14 protein-coding genes are annotated in these 16185 nt (G+C 40.7%); 7 read left to right on the top strand and 7 right to left on the bottom strand.

Annotated elements, in window-relative coordinates; genetic code table 11:
• Positions 1–2: 2 nt before the first annotated feature.
• The 4 genes from B3C94_RS17725 to B3C94_RS17710 all read right to left on the bottom strand — a co-directional run bounded on the left by B3C94_RS17725 (position 3) and on the right by B3C94_RS17710 (position 5977).
• Positions 3–3365, bottom strand: a complete 3363-nt coding sequence (locus tag B3C94_RS17725; RefSeq protein ID WP_293906104.1) for a SusC/RagA family TonB-linked outer membrane protein — start codon at positions 3363–3365, stop codon at positions 3–5.
• Between the two features lie 182 nt (positions 3366–3547).
• A complete protein-coding gene (locus B3C94_RS17720) occupies positions 3548–4708 on the bottom strand; it encodes a FecR family protein (protein WP_293906102.1) in 1161 nt (386 codons plus the stop codon).
• A 99-nt stretch (positions 4709–4807) separates the two neighbouring features.
• Positions 4808–5383 carry an RNA polymerase sigma factor gene (locus B3C94_RS17715; RefSeq protein ID WP_293906100.1) on the bottom strand — a complete coding sequence of 192 codons (576 nt, stop codon included), beginning with the start codon at positions 5381–5383 and terminating at the stop codon, positions 4808–4810.
• A gap of 216 nt (positions 5384–5599) precedes the next feature.
• Positions 5600–5977, bottom strand: a complete 378-nt coding sequence (locus B3C94_RS17710; RefSeq protein WP_293906098.1) for a hypothetical protein — start codon at positions 5975–5977, stop codon at positions 5600–5602.
• 72 nt (positions 5978–6049) lie between these two features.
• On the opposite strand from B3C94_RS17710, the gene B3C94_RS17705 reads away from it, so the two are divergent.
• Positions 6050–6898 (top strand): LytTR family DNA-binding domain-containing protein, encoded by an 849-nt coding sequence (locus B3C94_RS17705; protein ID WP_293906096.1) that lies wholly within the window; start codon positions 6050–6052, stop codon positions 6896–6898.
• Between the two features lie 39 nt (positions 6899–6937).
• On the opposite strand, the gene B3C94_RS17700 is transcribed toward B3C94_RS17705, so the two are convergent.
• The 3 genes from B3C94_RS17700 to B3C94_RS17690 all read right to left on the bottom strand — a co-directional run bounded on the left by B3C94_RS17700 (position 6938) and on the right by B3C94_RS17690 (position 8531).
• Complete coding sequence (locus tag B3C94_RS17700; protein WP_293906094.1) at positions 6938–7270, bottom strand: hypothetical protein; 333 nt, start codon at positions 7268–7270, stop codon at positions 6938–6940.
• 40 nt (positions 7271–7310) lie between these two features.
• On the bottom strand, positions 7311–7652 hold the full coding sequence (locus B3C94_RS17695) for a carboxypeptidase-like regulatory domain-containing protein (protein WP_293906092.1): 342 nt from the start codon (positions 7650–7652) through the stop codon (positions 7311–7313).
• Positions 7653–7760: 108 nt separating this feature from the next.
• Positions 7761–8531, bottom strand: coding sequence for an XRE family transcriptional regulator (locus tag B3C94_RS17690; RefSeq protein WP_293906090.1), 771 nt, complete (start codon positions 8529–8531; stop codon positions 7761–7763).
• A 108-nt stretch (positions 8532–8639) separates the two neighbouring features.
• Between B3C94_RS17690 and dinB the strand changes: the two genes are divergently transcribed.
• From dinB to B3C94_RS17660, 6 genes are all read left to right on the top strand, one after another.
• Positions 8640–9815 carry a DNA polymerase IV gene (gene dinB / locus B3C94_RS17685; protein ID WP_293906088.1) on the top strand — a complete coding sequence of 392 codons (1176 nt, stop codon included), beginning with the start codon at positions 8640–8642 and terminating at the stop codon, positions 9813–9815.
• Positions 9796–12735, top strand: a complete 2940-nt coding sequence (locus B3C94_RS17680; RefSeq protein ID WP_293906086.1) for a DNA polymerase III subunit alpha — start codon at positions 9796–9798, stop codon at positions 12733–12735. Before dinB ends, B3C94_RS17680 begins: the two co-directional genes overlap by 20 nt.
• A gap of 155 nt (positions 12736–12890) precedes the next feature.
• The gene (locus B3C94_RS17675; RefSeq protein ID WP_293906083.1) at positions 12891–14117 is read left to right on the top strand and encodes a nucleotidyltransferase domain-containing protein; all 1227 of its coding nucleotides are present in this window, start codon (positions 12891–12893) and stop codon (positions 14115–14117) included.
• On the top strand, positions 14107–14559 hold the full coding sequence (locus B3C94_RS17670) for a hypothetical protein (protein ID WP_293906080.1): 453 nt from the start codon (positions 14107–14109) through the stop codon (positions 14557–14559). Before B3C94_RS17675 ends, B3C94_RS17670 begins: the two co-directional genes overlap by 11 nt.
• 12 nt (positions 14560–14571) lie before the next feature.
• Positions 14572–15696: an SAVED domain-containing protein gene (locus B3C94_RS17665; RefSeq protein WP_293906077.1), complete on the top strand. Its 1125-nt coding sequence runs from the start codon at positions 14572–14574 to the stop codon at positions 15694–15696.
• 272 nt (positions 15697–15968) lie between these two features.
• Positions 15969–16160, top strand: a complete 192-nt coding sequence (locus B3C94_RS17660) for a DUF3606 domain-containing protein (RefSeq protein WP_293906075.1) — start codon at positions 15969–15971, stop codon at positions 16158–16160.
• Positions 16161–16185: the final 25 nt, after the last annotated feature.

Raw genomic sequence — 16185 nt, 5'->3', positions numbered from 1 at the left:
CATTAAAATGATGCACTGAGTCCAAATGTTATGGTACGTAGAGTTGGCAATGTCATTGAACTCTGTGTTTCGGGATCAAGACCTTTATACCCCGATATAGTTAACAGGTTTTGTGCCCTTGCAAAGACCATCAAACGATTGAGCCGAATGGCCTGCAAAAGATTCTGTGGCAGATTATAGGATACCTCTACATTTTTTAAACGTATGTATGATGCATCTGTATAGGTAAATTTGTTAGGACGTGACATTAATTCCGAGGCAACAGCCGCATCTGTTCCGTAATTTGCTGAGTATTTTTGATAATCTGTAATGTCTCCGGGTTTCTGCCAGCGAGAGAGAATTTCCGTCGGAAAATTTTGCATCATCCCAGGCCATGAGCTGCTCGTGTATATATCATATAGCAAGCTTTTTCCTGTTTGCTTTTTAAATTCAAAGAACAGGTTGAGACCGATCCCTTTATAATTAAATGTATTGCCCAAACCGCCGTAAAATTTTGGATCTGTTGTTCCCAGATTAATCAAGTCATTCGTTCCTGTAGTTTGACCAGTGGGTACGTCCATTAATTCAAATACACCCGTTTGTGGATTTACACCACTCACCGCATATCCCCGGATTATGTTTAAAGGTTCTCCTATAACATAGGTATTGAAGTAAGCAGAGTGCTCAAAATCAGGGAAGGAAAGTAGCTTATTGTGTGGAATTGTTAGATTAGCAGTAGTACTCCAGGAAAAGGAGCTGTTTTTAATATTGTTTGAGTTTATCAAAAACTCCCATCCATAATTCTTAACTTTTGCAGGGAAGTTCTCCAGGATGCTTGTAAATCCGGTAGTGTAAGGAATTGTTGAAGACAAGAGATGGTTTCCGCTGATATTATTGTAATAGTTCGTTGTGAAAATCAATCTGTCCTTAAGAAAACCTAATTCAAGTGCTGCAGAAAATTTATTGTTTTTTTCCCATTTGAAATTGGGGTTTGCCAGACGGGTCGGATATAAGCCACTTATAGAACCATAAGGATTGGTACTAACCTTCCATGTATCCATAAACTGATAATTTCCGATCTGGTCACTACCTGTTATTCCGTAACTTGACCGTAACTTTCCAAAGGATAAAAACTTAAGGTTTGATTTAGCCCAATGCTCTTCCGTAAAAATATAGGCAAGACCTATTGCCCCAAAGTTTCCGAACCTGTTTCCGGGGCCAAAACGGCTTGAGCCATCGCGTCTACCGGAAAGATTAGCAATGAATTTATTTTTGTAACTGTAGTTAAGTCTCGTAAATACACCGCTATATCGGTAATCAGAATTATTGTTGGTCAGTGTTGAGGATGTGGCTGCCGCAATGGAGCCTAATAAATCATCCGAAGGGTACCCGTAGGCCGAAATAAATGAGCCCTCTGACCAGTTCTTTTGAAAGGTTGATCCTAATAGAATCGTAAATTGACTACTTTTTGCTGCAAGCTTATATTCTGCCTGTGGTTCTAAAATCCAGCTTTTGAGTGCATTATTACCAAGAGTTGAATACCCGGTTGGATTATATAGCGGATTCATTGAAGTTATAGGATACAGCGATGTTTCATTAATCTGAATGGCATTGTATCCACCGTTTAGCATCAGTTTTACCTCTGGTAAGACCCGGTAGCTTAGATTTAAGCTGGAGTTTAAATTTGAGGATTTGGCAGTATAAGATGTTTTGAGATAGGCATAAGGATTATCATAATACAAGGGAACTCCTTTATACTCCCAAAGCAAATTGCCATTTGAATCAAATAGATCGGGGTAATTTGGAGGAATTATTACGCCCAGATTTGTAAGATCCGAACTAATATTATTGTTTTTATCCAGCACATAACTTGTCGTCAACGATAACTGGAAACGATCATCTTCGGATTTATGATTCAGGTTAAAATGACCACTTGATTTTTTGTCTCCTTTTGAGCCTGGATAAACTGTTCCTTGGTTTTGTTGTCCACCACTGATTAAGAATTGAGTTGTAGCATTGCCGCCTGTTGCAGAAACTTGAATATCATTGTAACGAGCTGTGCCCCCAATAAATTCTTTCTGGAAATTAGTGTATTTGTGTTGATCCCAAAGAAGGAGATCCGGCGCGTTGTTCTCATCGGCAGTAACATTATCATTTGCAAATGCCTCTTTTCTCATTTCTAAATACTGATCAGTATTTAGAAATGTTAACATCTTCGGAACTTTGCTAAATCCAGAAGAAATACTAAGGTTAACCTGGGTTTTACCAACCGTACCTTTTTTAGTAGTAATAAGGATTACACCATAAGCACCTTTGGAGCCATAAATTGCTGTAGCGTCGGCATCCTTTAATACTTCGATGCTTTGAATATCGGAAGGGTTGAGAAAATTGAATGGACTTAATCCAGCCCCATTGTTTGAGATGGCAGATGTACCCTGATTTACTGCGCTATTATTGGGAGCGTAAGGAACCCCGTCAATTATGTACAAGGGTTCAGAGTTTACAGTATTTTTATTTGCTCCGATGGCCATAGCATTTTGCCCCTGTATCTGTACTTTAAAACCAGATCCGGGATTGCCATTAGTTGGCGTAATGGTCATTCCGGGAATTCGACCGGCAAGAGCTGCTAAAGGGTTTGAAACTGGCTGTGTCGAGATTTCTTCTGCCCCGATACGTTCAATTGAGCCGGTATTGAACCTTTTAGAAGTTACGCCATACCCCATTACTACAGCTTCATCCAGGATAGATTGACTTGGCTTTAGTACGATGATATTTTCTCTATCATTTTTAAGTATTACTTTTTGTACTACAAATCCCAGCATTGTAATGAATACTTCATCCGAGGTCAGCTCTGCAATAGAAAAGAACCCAGCATAATCGGTAATTACGATACTGCCATCCGGCAAATGAACGGAAGCTCCGGAAATAGCCTGACCATTTTTATCCTGTATTTTACCGGTAATTGGCTTTTGGGCCTCATTTGATTTTACTTTTTTGTCCTTTATATACCCTCGCTGGCGAATAATGATATTCTTTCCTTTGATTTCATAATCAAGGTCTTCCGGTTGATTTTTAAAAATCTCCCGCATGGCATGATCAATCGTGACCCTTTTAAGGTTAATAGTAACAGGTTTTGTCTTTGACATTATTGAGGAAGGTGCCATTATGATATAGTCAGTTCGTTCCCGAAGCTTTTTTATAACCTGTTCTAAAGGCTCATTTTTGACCGTCAGATTAATATCCTGAGCTTTTACAGTGGTGCTCGCTGCAAATAAAGAAATACAAAGGGTGAGTACCCTGAACGATTGAGCATAGGAGGGAACCTTCTGTTTGCTTTGTTGGAGGTTGAAAAACCTTCCACCCATAGAATGAAATAAACCATTCATAATTTTTTGGTTAATGGATACGGCTTTTCGATGTTGACAATAAAGACAACAATGAGTAAGTTTGTATCCGGGTTAAAATGTTAGTTTGTCAGAATTATTATTTTTTTACCCGATACCCGCCGGAGGCTGCGCTAACAGCATCCGGCATTTTTATGGTATCCTGGCAAACATATGAAACGTCTTTATCGCTGCTTTACCGTAATCCTCCTTCCTTGTATTGTAAAAGAAACTCCTGTCAGATCGGTAATAGGTTCCAGAATTTCAGATAGTTTTCTATCCTTTGGAATTTCCATTAAGTATGTTTCCTTAGATAAATTTGATGGATAAATAATTTCAACATCATACCATCTTTCAAGATGTGTAAAAATCTGAGGTAATGATAGGTGGTTAAATATAAACAGATTCTTTGTCCAACCTATATAGTCCTCTGCAGGAACCTTTCTTACCTTAATCCTTCCGCTCAGATAACTTGCCTGTTGACCGGGAACAAGCATAGCCTTATTGTCTATATTCGTTGAGGAAGATACCGATACACTACCTTCCAGTAAGGTCGTTTCTATAGCTTCATGTTTATAAGCCTGTACATTAAAATGTGTTCCGAGTACGGTTACGACCTGATCCCCGGATAATACTTTAAATGGTTTTGCTGCATCATGACTAACTTCAAAGTATCCTTCACCAGATAGCTGAACAAGTCTTTCTTTGCCATCGAAACGTATTGGGTAGATAAAATCAGTTCCGGCATTAAGCTGAACCTTTGTTCCATCCGGTAGATTCACCTTATAGTTACCGCCATTAGGGACATGAATAGAGGCATTAATAACCTGATCGGTAGCTGCAATGGCCTCACCGTCGTAATAACTAATTCCGGATTCGTTAATCTGCAATCCTTCCTTTAAATCCTTTAGTTCATAGCGCTGACCATTGGATAGCGTCAAAGTGGCTTTATTTGTCCCCGGCATAATATCATTACCGTATATACTGGTTAACTGTGGTTCAATCGTTTTTTTAGTCTGCATGAAGTACACCATTGTTGTACCAAAGATCAGGAGTGCCGCAGCTGCTGCCAGCCATTTAAACGGTAGCTTTTTCTTCTTTGCAATTGCAGGTGATCCAATAACCGTATGGATGTTTTGCCAGGCGGCATGAACCATTCGGTCGGCAACCTGCAGCTCCTCATCGTTTTCTGTCGTATTTTCTGAAACAATGTACTCGGCAATTAACTTACCCAGTTCTGTACTTCCTTGTTCCAAACCAAAATGATCATGAAGCTCAAGGATCTCCTGGCTGGTTGCCTTACCGGCAGTGTATTTGTCAAATAGCACTTTGATATTTGGTTCCATGATCTTCTGATTAGGTATATATAAGCAATACCAACATCTCTGATCAATTAGCTATATGAAATGGTAAAAAAGTGAAAATAATTTCTAATAGTCTGAAAATTAGCTCAATAAAATTGCGGCTATAAGGAGGGAATGACCAAGGAGGCTCGCCTTTAATTGTTTGTTGGCCTGTTGAATTAGCTGGTTTATGGTATTCGGACTGATACCCAATAGTTCGCTGATCTCTTTGTAAGTGCGGCCTTCGATCTTGTGTAGGGTAAAGACTTCCTTTTGCCGCTGAGTGAGTTTCTCCATAGCAACGGACAGAGCTTTGGCTGCATCCTTCTGATTGAGATGTTGCTCAATGGGGGAGTAGGCTTCCTCAAATCCCGCCTGAGTATGGTACACCTGCTGTAATAGTGCTTTCCTGAAATTATTCTTACAATAGTTACCGGCAATAGTATAAAGAAAGGCTCCAAAAGATAGTTCGGGATCAATTCGATCCCGAACTTCCCAAACCTTTAGAAAAACATCCTGTAAGATGTCCTGGGCAAGTTCTTCGGATTTAAGCAGATGTAGCAACCGTAGGCTTAGTCGTTTAGCATAATGAAAATATAATTGCTCAAAGGCTGCCTGGTCACCATCCTTAATACGGTAAATTAAGTCTTTTTCATGAAGTAAAATGGGCGCGCTCATTTTATAATGATGATTAAGGATTAATGGTTTCCTGTTTTGCAGCGGCAATTAAATGGGAATATCTTAGGTTCCTGTAGAACAGGTATGGCAGTAGCATTTACAACTCAAATATGGCAATAGTGTTCGTTAAATGCAATTATATTTTAGGTTGTTTTCTGTAAAATGTTGATTACCTGTGGTATAAATTAGAAAAGCCGGGATTAACCGGCTCTTGTGCTATAACAGCCTAAAAGATATTGTTGTTTGTACTGCGCCCGTTAGCTGCTTTGACGCATTATCATACTTAAGGTCTCCGATCATATTTTCGCGGAGTTCCTTTGCACGGCGTGGTTCAGGATTGGAGGGTAAGGTAGGAAAGGTTATCGGACCACGGGTCACCAGTGCAGATGCAAAGGAATAACCCCAGAATTTGATTACTTCAATTGGTGCAGTAGTGATGTATTCTAATTCACTGGGCAAAAGATCGAATTTGTCCTGCATCCAGGACACGTAATCTCCGGCAATCAGGTCTGTTTGTACAATGAGTTCGGCATTTGTAAGGGCATAAAGGGATGCGGTAACTTCGGCTACCCCTGCTGGTGTTAGTTTAGGCATAATTAAGATCTATATTAAATTATTAAATATACTAATATAACAATTTGGCAATTTGTTTGCAAGGGGTTGGCTATGACCCAAGAAACCACAATTTTAGACCGATTTTCATTTAGAATTATTGCTGTACTGGCCGCATCCCTGTACGTCTCTGAGCTGGGCAGTATCAAAAGTATCTTCGAGCGATTATTGACTGTTGAATTCTATTACGAATTTGGCGTTACCTTCCTTATTGCATTTACGGTAACGGAACTGGTATATAGAATCAATAAGTGGCTCAGCAAAACTTATCCTTTGCATAACCATACCGGTATGAGGATCATACTCCAGGTCATCTGTGGTTTAATCCTTCCCTGTATTTTAGTATTCCTGATGGCCGCTTTATACTTTGCCATCAATAACGTAAACATTTTTAAGACCGACTACCTTGTTTTTGTCTTTCCGCTGGTTGTTGTTCTGCTGATTTTGCTCAATCTGTTGTTTATCCTGGTGCCTTACTTTGTCCATGCCTACAGGTTACAGAAAGAAAAAGAGTTTGCCGGTAGTGTACCAGCCGGGGAAGGGGAACAAATAGCAATAGACAATTTAATTAAAGCATACTCCGGGGTAAGCGTGCTCCATATCAAAGGAGATGATATACAAATGGCCTATATTGTAGGGGGGAAAGTCGTGGTAAACGTGCCTGGCAGGGGAGAGTTGATTACTGATTATACCCTGGATGAACTGGAGAAACTCTTAAGTGAAACACTGTTTTTCCGGTTAAACCGGCAACTGATTGCCAGAAAGGATACGTGCAATAGTTATCAGCCAAAGGAATACGGTAAATTAGAAGTGCTGGTTGAGCCGGTGCCCCCGGTAAATACGGTTGTCAGCCAACTTAAAGCCAAAGCTTTTAAAGAGTGGGTAGCTATTCCGGTAGAATAACAAGATCGCACAAAAGAACTATGTGCACTGTGTATAGACTTAGGATTTACTTTGCGCATTTTGATACCTGGACTGGAGTGCTTCTTTCCATTCTGCACTGGGGCAGGTATTGATTAAATTAAGATACTGTTCATTATCGACTTTGCCATAAAGGCTTTCGATCAGTTGCAGCAGATCCCAGTGCAAATCGTAAAATGTATTGTCGGGAAATAGGGAAATTAAAACTTCGCCTTCCTGAAGGGTCAGTGGCTTTTCTATGGCAGATAACAATTCGTCATATTGTTCAACAAGCTTATCTGTTTGTTCATCGTCGTTCATCGACTCATTGGGCATTCTGCCCATTACCTTTAGTTCTAAAACTTCCGTTCTCATATTGTAGCTATAAATTCAGTTTCATAATTGAACCCGACAGTTATTTGACCTGTTCCAGGACAATGGTTGTGGTATCGTCTTTCTTGATAAAGCTGTAATTAACCCTTTCCCCGGATTGCCGTGCTACGGTAGGAATAGAGTCCACTTCGTAACCGGCTTTATAAAAAATCAACGTACCCAGCCACTGCGGTGTGCGGGCTAATTTAAAATAGCCGTTTCTATCTGTCCTAGTCTGGGTTCCCTTTTTCGTGTTATCCTCAGAAACAAGCACATTTTCCAACGGTTTATTGTGCTCATCAATTACCTGGCCCTGGTAAAAATCATTTACATCATTACAAGATCCTACTATAAGAGGGATCATGCCAAACAATATCTTCATCATAACGTAGCTTATTTGTACATGAAACTATTATTCCATCTAATCTACAGATATTTTAGCAAGGACGCAATAATGCAGAACCGGATGCCATGCTTCCTGGTGTGATCTTATTTATTTATCAATAACGGCAGAGCGCAGATCTTTCAGTTCCCGCAATACGATATTCAGATCAGTTTGCGGTTCGGGTATCTGTCTGCAGGTAAAGCAGTAAAACTGCCAGATTTCTGCGATTTCATTGATTTGAACAGTATAGGGTTCAAATACTGGGTTCAAAGATTCCAGTAGTACGGTTCCATCTTCCCGGATGGTCACAAACTTAAACACAAGATCCTGTTCCGCTTTCAATACGACAACAGCTGCCGTGCGCGGGGGCAACCTTGACCAGTCTTCAATATACTTACCCGTGATATCGCTACCGTCTGGAATAGGTAACATAGAGTCTCCCTGACCGGTGAAGGTTCTAAATGATCCAGTTCGCGGCATATTAGGCATACTGTATTTGGGAAGTTCATTTTTAATAAATTCCGGATCAGCGTATCCCCCGGAACTGTATCCCATCTTGGCAGATACAGGCACGTACTCAATGTTTTCTCTATTATCCCGATCCACCGTTATCGCCACGACACGAATATTGCCCCCTTTTATGTAAATATCGTCACCGCCTTCAAGCTCCCTGAGTTTCAGTTCCCCAATTTTGGACAGATCAACCTTTAAGAGCGTGTCAATACCGATCCGATAATAGCTCGATAGCTTCAAATAATCTTCCATGTGCGGAGATTTTGTTTTACCATTTTCCAGATTGGTATATTTTATTCTGTTTACACCTAAAATTGTAGAAAGCTGTTCCTGCGTGAGTTTGCGGCGTTCTCTTAGAAATCTCATATTAGAGAAAAAATATATTTTTTGTGTATTCATTTTTACATGTTTATATTATCAACATCAAATTTGTTCATTATTTGAACAAAAGTAATAAAAAAATGTTTTAAAATTATGGATAGGCATATTGTTCACTGTGATCTGGATACATTTTTTGTATCTGTAGAACGGTTGCTCAATTCGGAGTTAATGGGCAAACCGGTATTAATTGGGGGTACGGGTGACCGGGGAGTAGTAGCTTCCTGCTCATACGAGGCCCGGCGCTATGGCGTTCATTCGGCCATGCCGATGCGCCTGGCACGACAGCTCTGCCCCGAAGCCATTCTCGTGCGGGGAGACTATGACCAGTACAGTAAGTACTCCAATATGGTTACCGAAATTATCGAGGAGGTCGCCCCGGTAGTAGAAAAAGCCAGTATTGACGAACATTACCTGGATATTTCCGGTATGGACCGCTTTTTCGGGTGCTGGAAATGGACCCAGGAACTGCGCGGTAAGATCATAAAGGAAACGGGTCTGCCCATTAGTTTCGGTCTGTCCGTAAATAAAACGGTATCAAAAATAGCTACCGGGGAAGCTAAGCCCTGTGGGGAAAAGAAAGTCGATGATGGCTGCGAAAAGTCATTTCTTGCTCCTTTATCCATCCGTAAGATCCCTATGGTAGGCGAAAAATCCTATACCCAGCTACGCAACATGGGTATATCCCAGATTTATACCCTCCAGGAGATGGAAGTATTTACCATGCGGAAAGTACTGGGTGAAAACGGCGTAACCATCTGGAACAAAGCAAACGGACTGGATAAAAGTCCAGTGGTACCCTTCCGCGAACAGAAGTCAATGAGTAAGGAAACCACCTTCCAGGCCGATACGACGGATATGGCTTTACTCCGTAAAACACTGGTCAGCATGGTCGATGAACTGGCTTTTGAGCTGAGAACTGACCAGAAGCTTACCGGCTGCATTACTTTAAAGATCCGCTATTCCAATTTTGATACCCATACACAACAGGTGAAAATCTCCTATACTAATTCTGATAAGCAGATTACCGCCAAAGTAATGGAATTGTTTCAAAAGCTTTACAGTCGCAGGATGCTGATCCGCCTGATCGGAGTAAAGTTCAGCAACCTGATCACTGGCAATTACCAGGTTGATATTTTCAATGATACCCTGGAAGAGATGCACCTGATGCAGGCAATGGATCATATCCGCAAACGTTTCGGGGTGGAGTATATAATGAAAGGCATTTGTTTAGAAGGAAAAGGGGGGAAACATGCTACTCAATTTACATAGTAACTATAGCCTGCGCTATGGTACGATCAGCCTGGAAGAGCTGATCCGCCAAATGATGTCCAACGGCTATGACTGCGGTGTACTGACCGATATCAACAACAGCTCAGCCTCCATTGACTTTATCCAGAAAGGCAGGAAATCCGGGCTTAACTTATTGGCAGGTATGGAATTCAGACAGGGTGATGAGCTACGCTTTGTCGCCATTGCCCAAAATACAGCCGGATTCATGGAGATAAACGAATATCGGACCAAAGCCAATGAAAAGGAATTCAGTATACCGCAGCGTGCGCCGGAGTTTAATCACGTGTTTATCATTTATCCCTTCGGAAAGATACCCGTTAAAGAGCTTCGGGATTATGAATACATCGGTATCCGGCCATCCGAGCGGAACTTGATTATTCTGGAACCGAAATCTAATTACCAGCGGTATGTGATTTTGGCCCCGGTGACCTATCCTGCCGAAGAATTTAAATTGCACTGCCAGCTGCGGGCAATTGATCACAATATCCTGTTCTCCCAGTTACAGCCCCATCAGGCCGCAGCAAAGGATGAAGTCTTTATTCCCAGGGCGAAATTACTGGAACTGTATAACCAGTTACCCGAACTGATTGCGAACACCAATCGGTTAATGGCGCAGTGTTCCTTTGATATGGACTTTAAGAAAATCAAGAACATGGAAACCTTCACCGGGAGCCGGTACAGTGATAAAGAACTATTGCTGCAGTTTACCCGTGACGGATTTCTAAACCGGTACCGTAAGGACGATAAGGTAGCCACTGAACGTATTGCCAAAGAACTGGATATCATTGAAAATCTCCATTTTTCCAGTTACTTTCTTATTACCAATGATATCTGCCGGTATGCCAAAGGGAGGGATTTTCATTATGTAGGCCGGGGATCAGGCGCTAACTCCGCGGTAGCGTATTGCCTGGGCATCACGGACGTTGACCCGATAGAGCTCAATCTTCCCTTTGAACGGTTCCTGAACCCCAAAAGGCAAAGTCCGCCAGACTTTGATATTGATTTTGCCTGGAATGAGCGCGACGATATCTACACCTACATCTTCAAACGGTATAAAAGTTCCAATACGGCCCTAATGGGGGCCATGAGTACGTTCCGTGATCGGAGTATTCTTCGGGAACTTGGCAAGATTTACGGTTTACCTAAAGCCGAAATTGACCGCCTTGTCCATGAACCGGCCAACATGCTCAATAAAAATGAGGTGACCCATATGATCCTGAGTGTCTATAACCGCCTGGAAGACTTTCCGAACCAGAGGACGATTCACTCCTCAGGGGTGCTGATTTCGCAGCAACCCCTGACTTGTTACTCCGCACTGGATTATCCACCAAAGGGCCTGCCGACCGTTCAATATGATATGTACGTAGCCGAAGAAATAGGCTTTGAAAAGTTTGATATCTTAAGCCAGCGCGGCCTCGGCCATATCAAGGATTGCAGAAAGCTTGTCCTGGAGAACCGCGGGGAAACCATCAGTACAGACAATCCAAAACGGTTTTTTAAAGACCCGAAAATTGCAGACCAGCTCCGCAGTGCGAAGACCATTGGCTGTTTTTATATTGAGAGTCCGGCAATGCGGCAACTGATTACAAAACTGCGCTGTGATGATTACCTGACCCTTGTTGCGGCCTCTTCCATTATCCGGCCCGGTGTAGCCTCATCAGGTATGATGGCTGAATTTATTAAACGGCATCATGACCCCACGCTGGTACAATACCCGCACCCGGTATTTAAAGAACAGCTGGAAGAAACCTATGGTGTTATGGTCTACCAGGAAGATGTGATGAAGATCGCAAATGCTTATGGGGGCCTGGATATGGCCGATGCCGATGTATTGCGCCGTATGATGTCCGGCAAGTACCGAAGTAAGGATCACCTGATTGAAATCGAAGATAAGTACTTCGCCAACTGTAAAGCAAGGGGATATCCCGAAACCGTCAGCAGGGAAATATGGCGGCAGATGGAAAGCTTTGCGGGCTATTCGTTTAACAAAGCGCATTCTGCCTCTTTTGCGGTAGAAAGTTACCAGAGTCTATTCTTAAAGACCTATTACCCACTGGAGTTTATGGTTTCTGTACTGAATAACTATGGGGGATTCTATAACCGGAAGGTGTATATCAACGAGGCGCGGGTATCCGGCGCAAACATCTGCCTGCCCTGTGTAAATACCTCCTATTACCAGACGACCATTAAAGGTCGGGATATTTACCTCGGATTTGATTGCCTGCTGAATATGGAGACCGGAGTTGGCAAAATGATCAGTGAGGAACGGCACAGGAATGGCCCGTACACAAGTCTGGAAAATTTTGCTTTACGGACAGGAGCAGGTCTGGAGCAGATTGTGATCCTGATCCGGGTAGGTGCTTTCCGCTTTTTAGGAGTCAATAAGAAGGAACTGCTCTGGGAGGCGCATTTGTTGCTGAGCAAAGAAAAAAAAGAACCGGAAAAGGGAATGGTGCTTTTTGAGTCCATGAGCCGCAAACCCATACTTCCAAAACTGGAGCATTCCGTGCTGGAGGATTATTATGATGAAATTGAACTGATTGGCTTTATTGTGTCCGGAACATCTTTTGACCTGGCGCGGTCTGCCTTCCGAGGCCATTGTAAAGCGGAAGATCTGGGTAAGTATGTAGGACAGACCATACGGATGGTGGGTGATTTTGTAACCGATAAGACCGTGCGGACAAAACATGGAACGTATATGAAGTTCGGCACTTTCCTCGATGAAAGCGGTGTGTTTTTTGATACCGTACATTTTCCCCCGTCAATGGCTAAATATCCTTTGCGCGGATGGGGGCTATACCTGATCGAAGGCAAAGTGGTAACAGAATTTGGTTGTCCGGCCATTGAGGTTAGCCAATGTGCTAAGATGCCCCTGAAAGCTGATCCGAGGAGTATTTAATTTTCTTTTGCGCCATATTGTCAAAAATTACAACTATAATAATAATCTTTTTTTCAAAGAAGATTAAAGTATTACAATTAATTCATGACAAAATGACTAATTAACGTAAGTGGATATTTTTTTGATATACAAATATTTAATCAATTAAAAATTTTATGATTGGAAAACTTACATCTCAACAAAAACTTCAATTTAACAATATCCTAGAGGAGTTAGGCAAAAATCTTGATATTAGCGAATCTCAACATAATGCAATTTCAAAGAGTTATGACGCAGTTGGCCTCCATTTGGCTAAACATGAATCATTACTTGGTAAATATGCGCCAGAAATACTTCCTCAAGGATCATTTATGCTTGGCACAATGATTCAACCCGTCCATGAAAAAGATGATTTGGATATTGATTTGGTTTGCCAATTGGTCGGCAAACAGGAGTCATGGACACAATATGACTTAAAGCAAGCAGTTGGCGACCAGTTAAAGGCGCATGGCACCTATAAAAAGATGTTGAAAAGTCCAGAAGGAAGAAGATGCTGGACATTAGTTTATTCTGAAGATGCGAATTATCACCTTGATATTCTACCATGTATAGTTGACAGCGGATACCGCGTATTATTAGAAAAAGCCTTTTCTGATAACGATATGGAAGAAGCAAACGGTTTAGCCCTTAGGATAACAGATAACCTTGAACCTAATTACAAAAGTGAAGCTAATCATTTAAATTGGATGAAAAGTAATCCTTTTGGTTATGCAAACTGGTTCTTCAATCAGGCTAGTTTAGAACTTTCAAAATCAGCACTGCTCCTTGAATCAATTCAACCGATTCCGAAATACTCTAAAGATAAATTACCATTACAAAGAGTAATTCAAATATTAAAACGCCATCGTGATATGATGTTTGATGGTGATATTGATAAGCCAATTTCAATTCTTATCACAACCCTTGCATCAAAGGCATACCAAAAGGAAACAGATATTCTCGAAGCGTTACTAAACATTACACAAAAAATGGCTGGACTAATAACAGAAGAATATTCCGAAAAGTATGGGAGAAATATTAAATGGGTTAAAAATCCAGTTAACTCTGAAGAGAATTTTGCGGATAAATGGGCGGATTATCCCAAAAGGGAGCAGAATTTTTACAAATGGATTATACAAGTCCAAAGTGATCTTGAGGAGGCCTTAAGCTTAACTGGACTTCACCGAATTCAGGAATCATTTTCAAAATCTTTAGGTGCACCACTCCTGGAAAAAACATTTAATAGCATTGCCGATAATGCTCGCTTATTGACCGAAGAAGGCAAAAGTAGAATTGATGTCAATGTCGGGATTACAGCATTAGGTGCAGCTGCAATTAAGCCTCACACATTCTATGGCAAATAAGATTAAACAACTTAGTATCGGCGTGCAAGTGGGAATGTTAAAAAGCATGTTTCCACAATCGACAGTAACTAATTTACGAGACAAAGGGCTTATTTGGAAACATAAAATACAGCCATCTCCTTTAAGTGACCAGTACGAGGTAAAACTTGAATATGATATAGGAAAGCCACCCCGTTTTTACGTGATTCATCCTTTGCCTCTACCATTGTCGAAAAACGCAAAGAAACTTCCTCACGTATACGATCAAAAGAAGCAAAGATTGTGTCTATATTATCCAGACGGAAAACAATGGAATCCATCAATGCCGCTTACTAAAACAGTAGTTTTATGGGCTTATGAATGGTTATACCACTACGAACTTTGGCTTGGGTCAGACGATGACTGGAAGGGCGGGGGAGTTCACCCTTATAACAACCAAACAAAAATTGATGATTTAAAATAATAAACTAAAACTATGAGTGTATCTTATATTCCGCAAGCGGTTAAATTTATTCTATGGGGAAAATCAGCCGGAAGATGTCAATATAGAGGATGTAATACTTCTCTATTTGAAGATGCTCTGACTAAAGGCGAGTTTAATCAATCTTATATTGCCCACATTGTTGCTGATGAACCCGGTGGCCCCCGCGGCCATTTAACAAGGTCTGCCGAATTAAAGCAAGATATCAATAATCTGATGTTGCTTTGTGACACTCATCATCGCTTAATTGACAAAATTGATGTCGAAGGTCATCCTGAATCATTGTTAATTGAGATGAAAAAGGAGCATGAAAAACGTATTGCTACATGTGCAGATATATCTCATGACATGCAAAGTCATATAGTAACTTATAAGGCAAATGTGGGTGCACACACGCCAATGTTGACTTATGAATCTGTTCGTGAATCTCTACTTCCAACTCATTATCCTGCGCAACCAGCAGCGATAGATCTTGGATTGTCAAATAGTCCACAGCGTGATAGAAATGATATTTTCTGGCAAACTGAAACCGACAATTTAGAGACACAATTTAACGAACAACTCCGGCCAAAGCTGAGAAAGAACGAAATTAAACATTTGTCTCTCTTTGCATTTGCTCCCATGCCGCTACTAATTAAATTGGGTACGATGCTTAATGATATTCAACACATTGATGTTCATCAACCTGTTAGAGATCCTAAATCTTGGAATCTATCTAACCACGGCGAGGATTGCGAATATATAGTAGCACACCCTGAAAAACCAAGCTGTCCAAAAGTTGCCCTTAATATTTCATTAAGTGCAACGATCACAAATGATAGAATTACTTCTGTAATGGGAGAGGATTGCTCTATTTATACATTGACTATAGGTGAGCCGTTTAATGATTATTTAAAAAATAAAAGTCAACTTGCGAGCTTTAGTGTAGCAGTTAGAAAGTTACTTAATGAAATAAAAAGTAAGTACGGTTCAGGAATGGAATTAAATATTTTCCCCGCAATGCCAATTGCAACGGCAATTGAGTTTGGACGAGTTTGGATGCCAAAAGCAGACATGCCATTAATTATTTTTGATGAAAATACAGGTTTTAAAAAAGCAATTGAAATAAAGAACGCTTAACAAAAACACTGTATTTGGGATTTACATTAAACTCAAAATTTTAATACTTTAAAAATCCACGAATATAAATTCGTGGATTTTTTTATCTAAATTTTATAAGGTTGAATTTTAAACTGTAAAAGAAAATGTAAGATTTTGATTAAGTAGTTATTATTAGGCATTAAGACTTATTTTCATGAGTAAATTCTGCCCTTGTCTCTAATTAAGCCAACCATTGCAGGACAGCCTGTGTTATACTATGAGAAGGGTAATTTGAACTTTAATAAAAATTTATGGCAGATAATAAATCTAAAAAAGGAGCTTCCGACCGCAATAAAGTAAGCGGATCAGAAAATTACGAAATCCAATATTTTAAGGAAAAGATGGGTGTTTCCTCCCAGGCTGTTACCGGTGCGATTCGGGCAACAGGTTCAAACGACAGAAAAGTGCTTACCGAATACCTGAAAAAAAAGCATGGTAAATAAGCACCACTCATCCAAAACTTACTAA

This window comes from Sphingobacterium sp. UBA5670 (genome assembly GCF_002420705.1).
GTDB lineage: Bacteria > Bacteroidota > Bacteroidia > Sphingobacteriales > Sphingobacteriaceae > Sphingobacterium.
This window is presented reverse-complemented; position numbering and strand designations above follow the sequence as displayed.

Coding starts and splice junctions, on each gene's coding strand:
- B3C94_RS17695 (WP_293906092.1), bottom strand. CDS start 7,652: ATGATGAAGATATTGTTTGGCATGATCCCTCTTATAGTAGGATCTTGT.
- B3C94_RS17700 (WP_293906094.1), bottom strand. CDS start 7,270: ATGAGAACGGAAGTTTTAGAACTAAAGGTAATGGGCAGAATGCCCAAT.
- dinB (WP_293906088.1), top strand. CDS start 8,640: ATGGATAGGCATATTGTTCACTGTGATCTGGATACATTTTTTGTATCT.
- B3C94_RS17690 (WP_293906090.1), bottom strand. CDS start 8,531: ATGAGATTTCTAAGAGAACGCCGCAAACTCACGCAGGAACAGCTTTCT.
- B3C94_RS17675 (WP_293906083.1), top strand. CDS start 12,891: ATGATTGGAAAACTTACATCTCAACAAAAACTTCAATTTAACAATATC.
- B3C94_RS17715 (WP_293906100.1), bottom strand. CDS start 5,383: ATGAGCGCGCCCATTTTACTTCATGAAAAAGACTTAATTTACCGTATT.
- B3C94_RS17680 (WP_293906086.1), top strand. CDS start 9,796: ATGCTACTCAATTTACATAGTAACTATAGCCTGCGCTATGGTACGATC.
- B3C94_RS17710 (WP_293906098.1), bottom strand. CDS start 5,977: ATGCCTAAACTAACACCAGCAGGGGTAGCCGAAGTTACCGCATCCCTT.
- B3C94_RS17670 (WP_293906080.1), top strand. CDS start 14,107: ATGGCAAATAAGATTAAACAACTTAGTATCGGCGTGCAAGTGGGAATG.
- B3C94_RS17725 (WP_293906104.1), bottom strand. CDS start 3,365: ATGAATGGTTTATTTCATTCTATGGGTGGAAGGTTTTTCAACCTCCAA.
- B3C94_RS17665 (WP_293906077.1), top strand. CDS start 14,572: ATGAGTGTATCTTATATTCCGCAAGCGGTTAAATTTATTCTATGGGGA.
- B3C94_RS17660 (WP_293906075.1), top strand. CDS start 15,969: ATGGCAGATAATAAATCTAAAAAAGGAGCTTCCGACCGCAATAAAGTA.
- B3C94_RS17720 (WP_293906102.1), bottom strand. CDS start 4,708: ATGGAACCAAATATCAAAGTGCTATTTGACAAATACACTGCCGGTAAG.
- B3C94_RS17705 (WP_293906096.1), top strand. CDS start 6,050: ATGACCCAAGAAACCACAATTTTAGACCGATTTTCATTTAGAATTATT.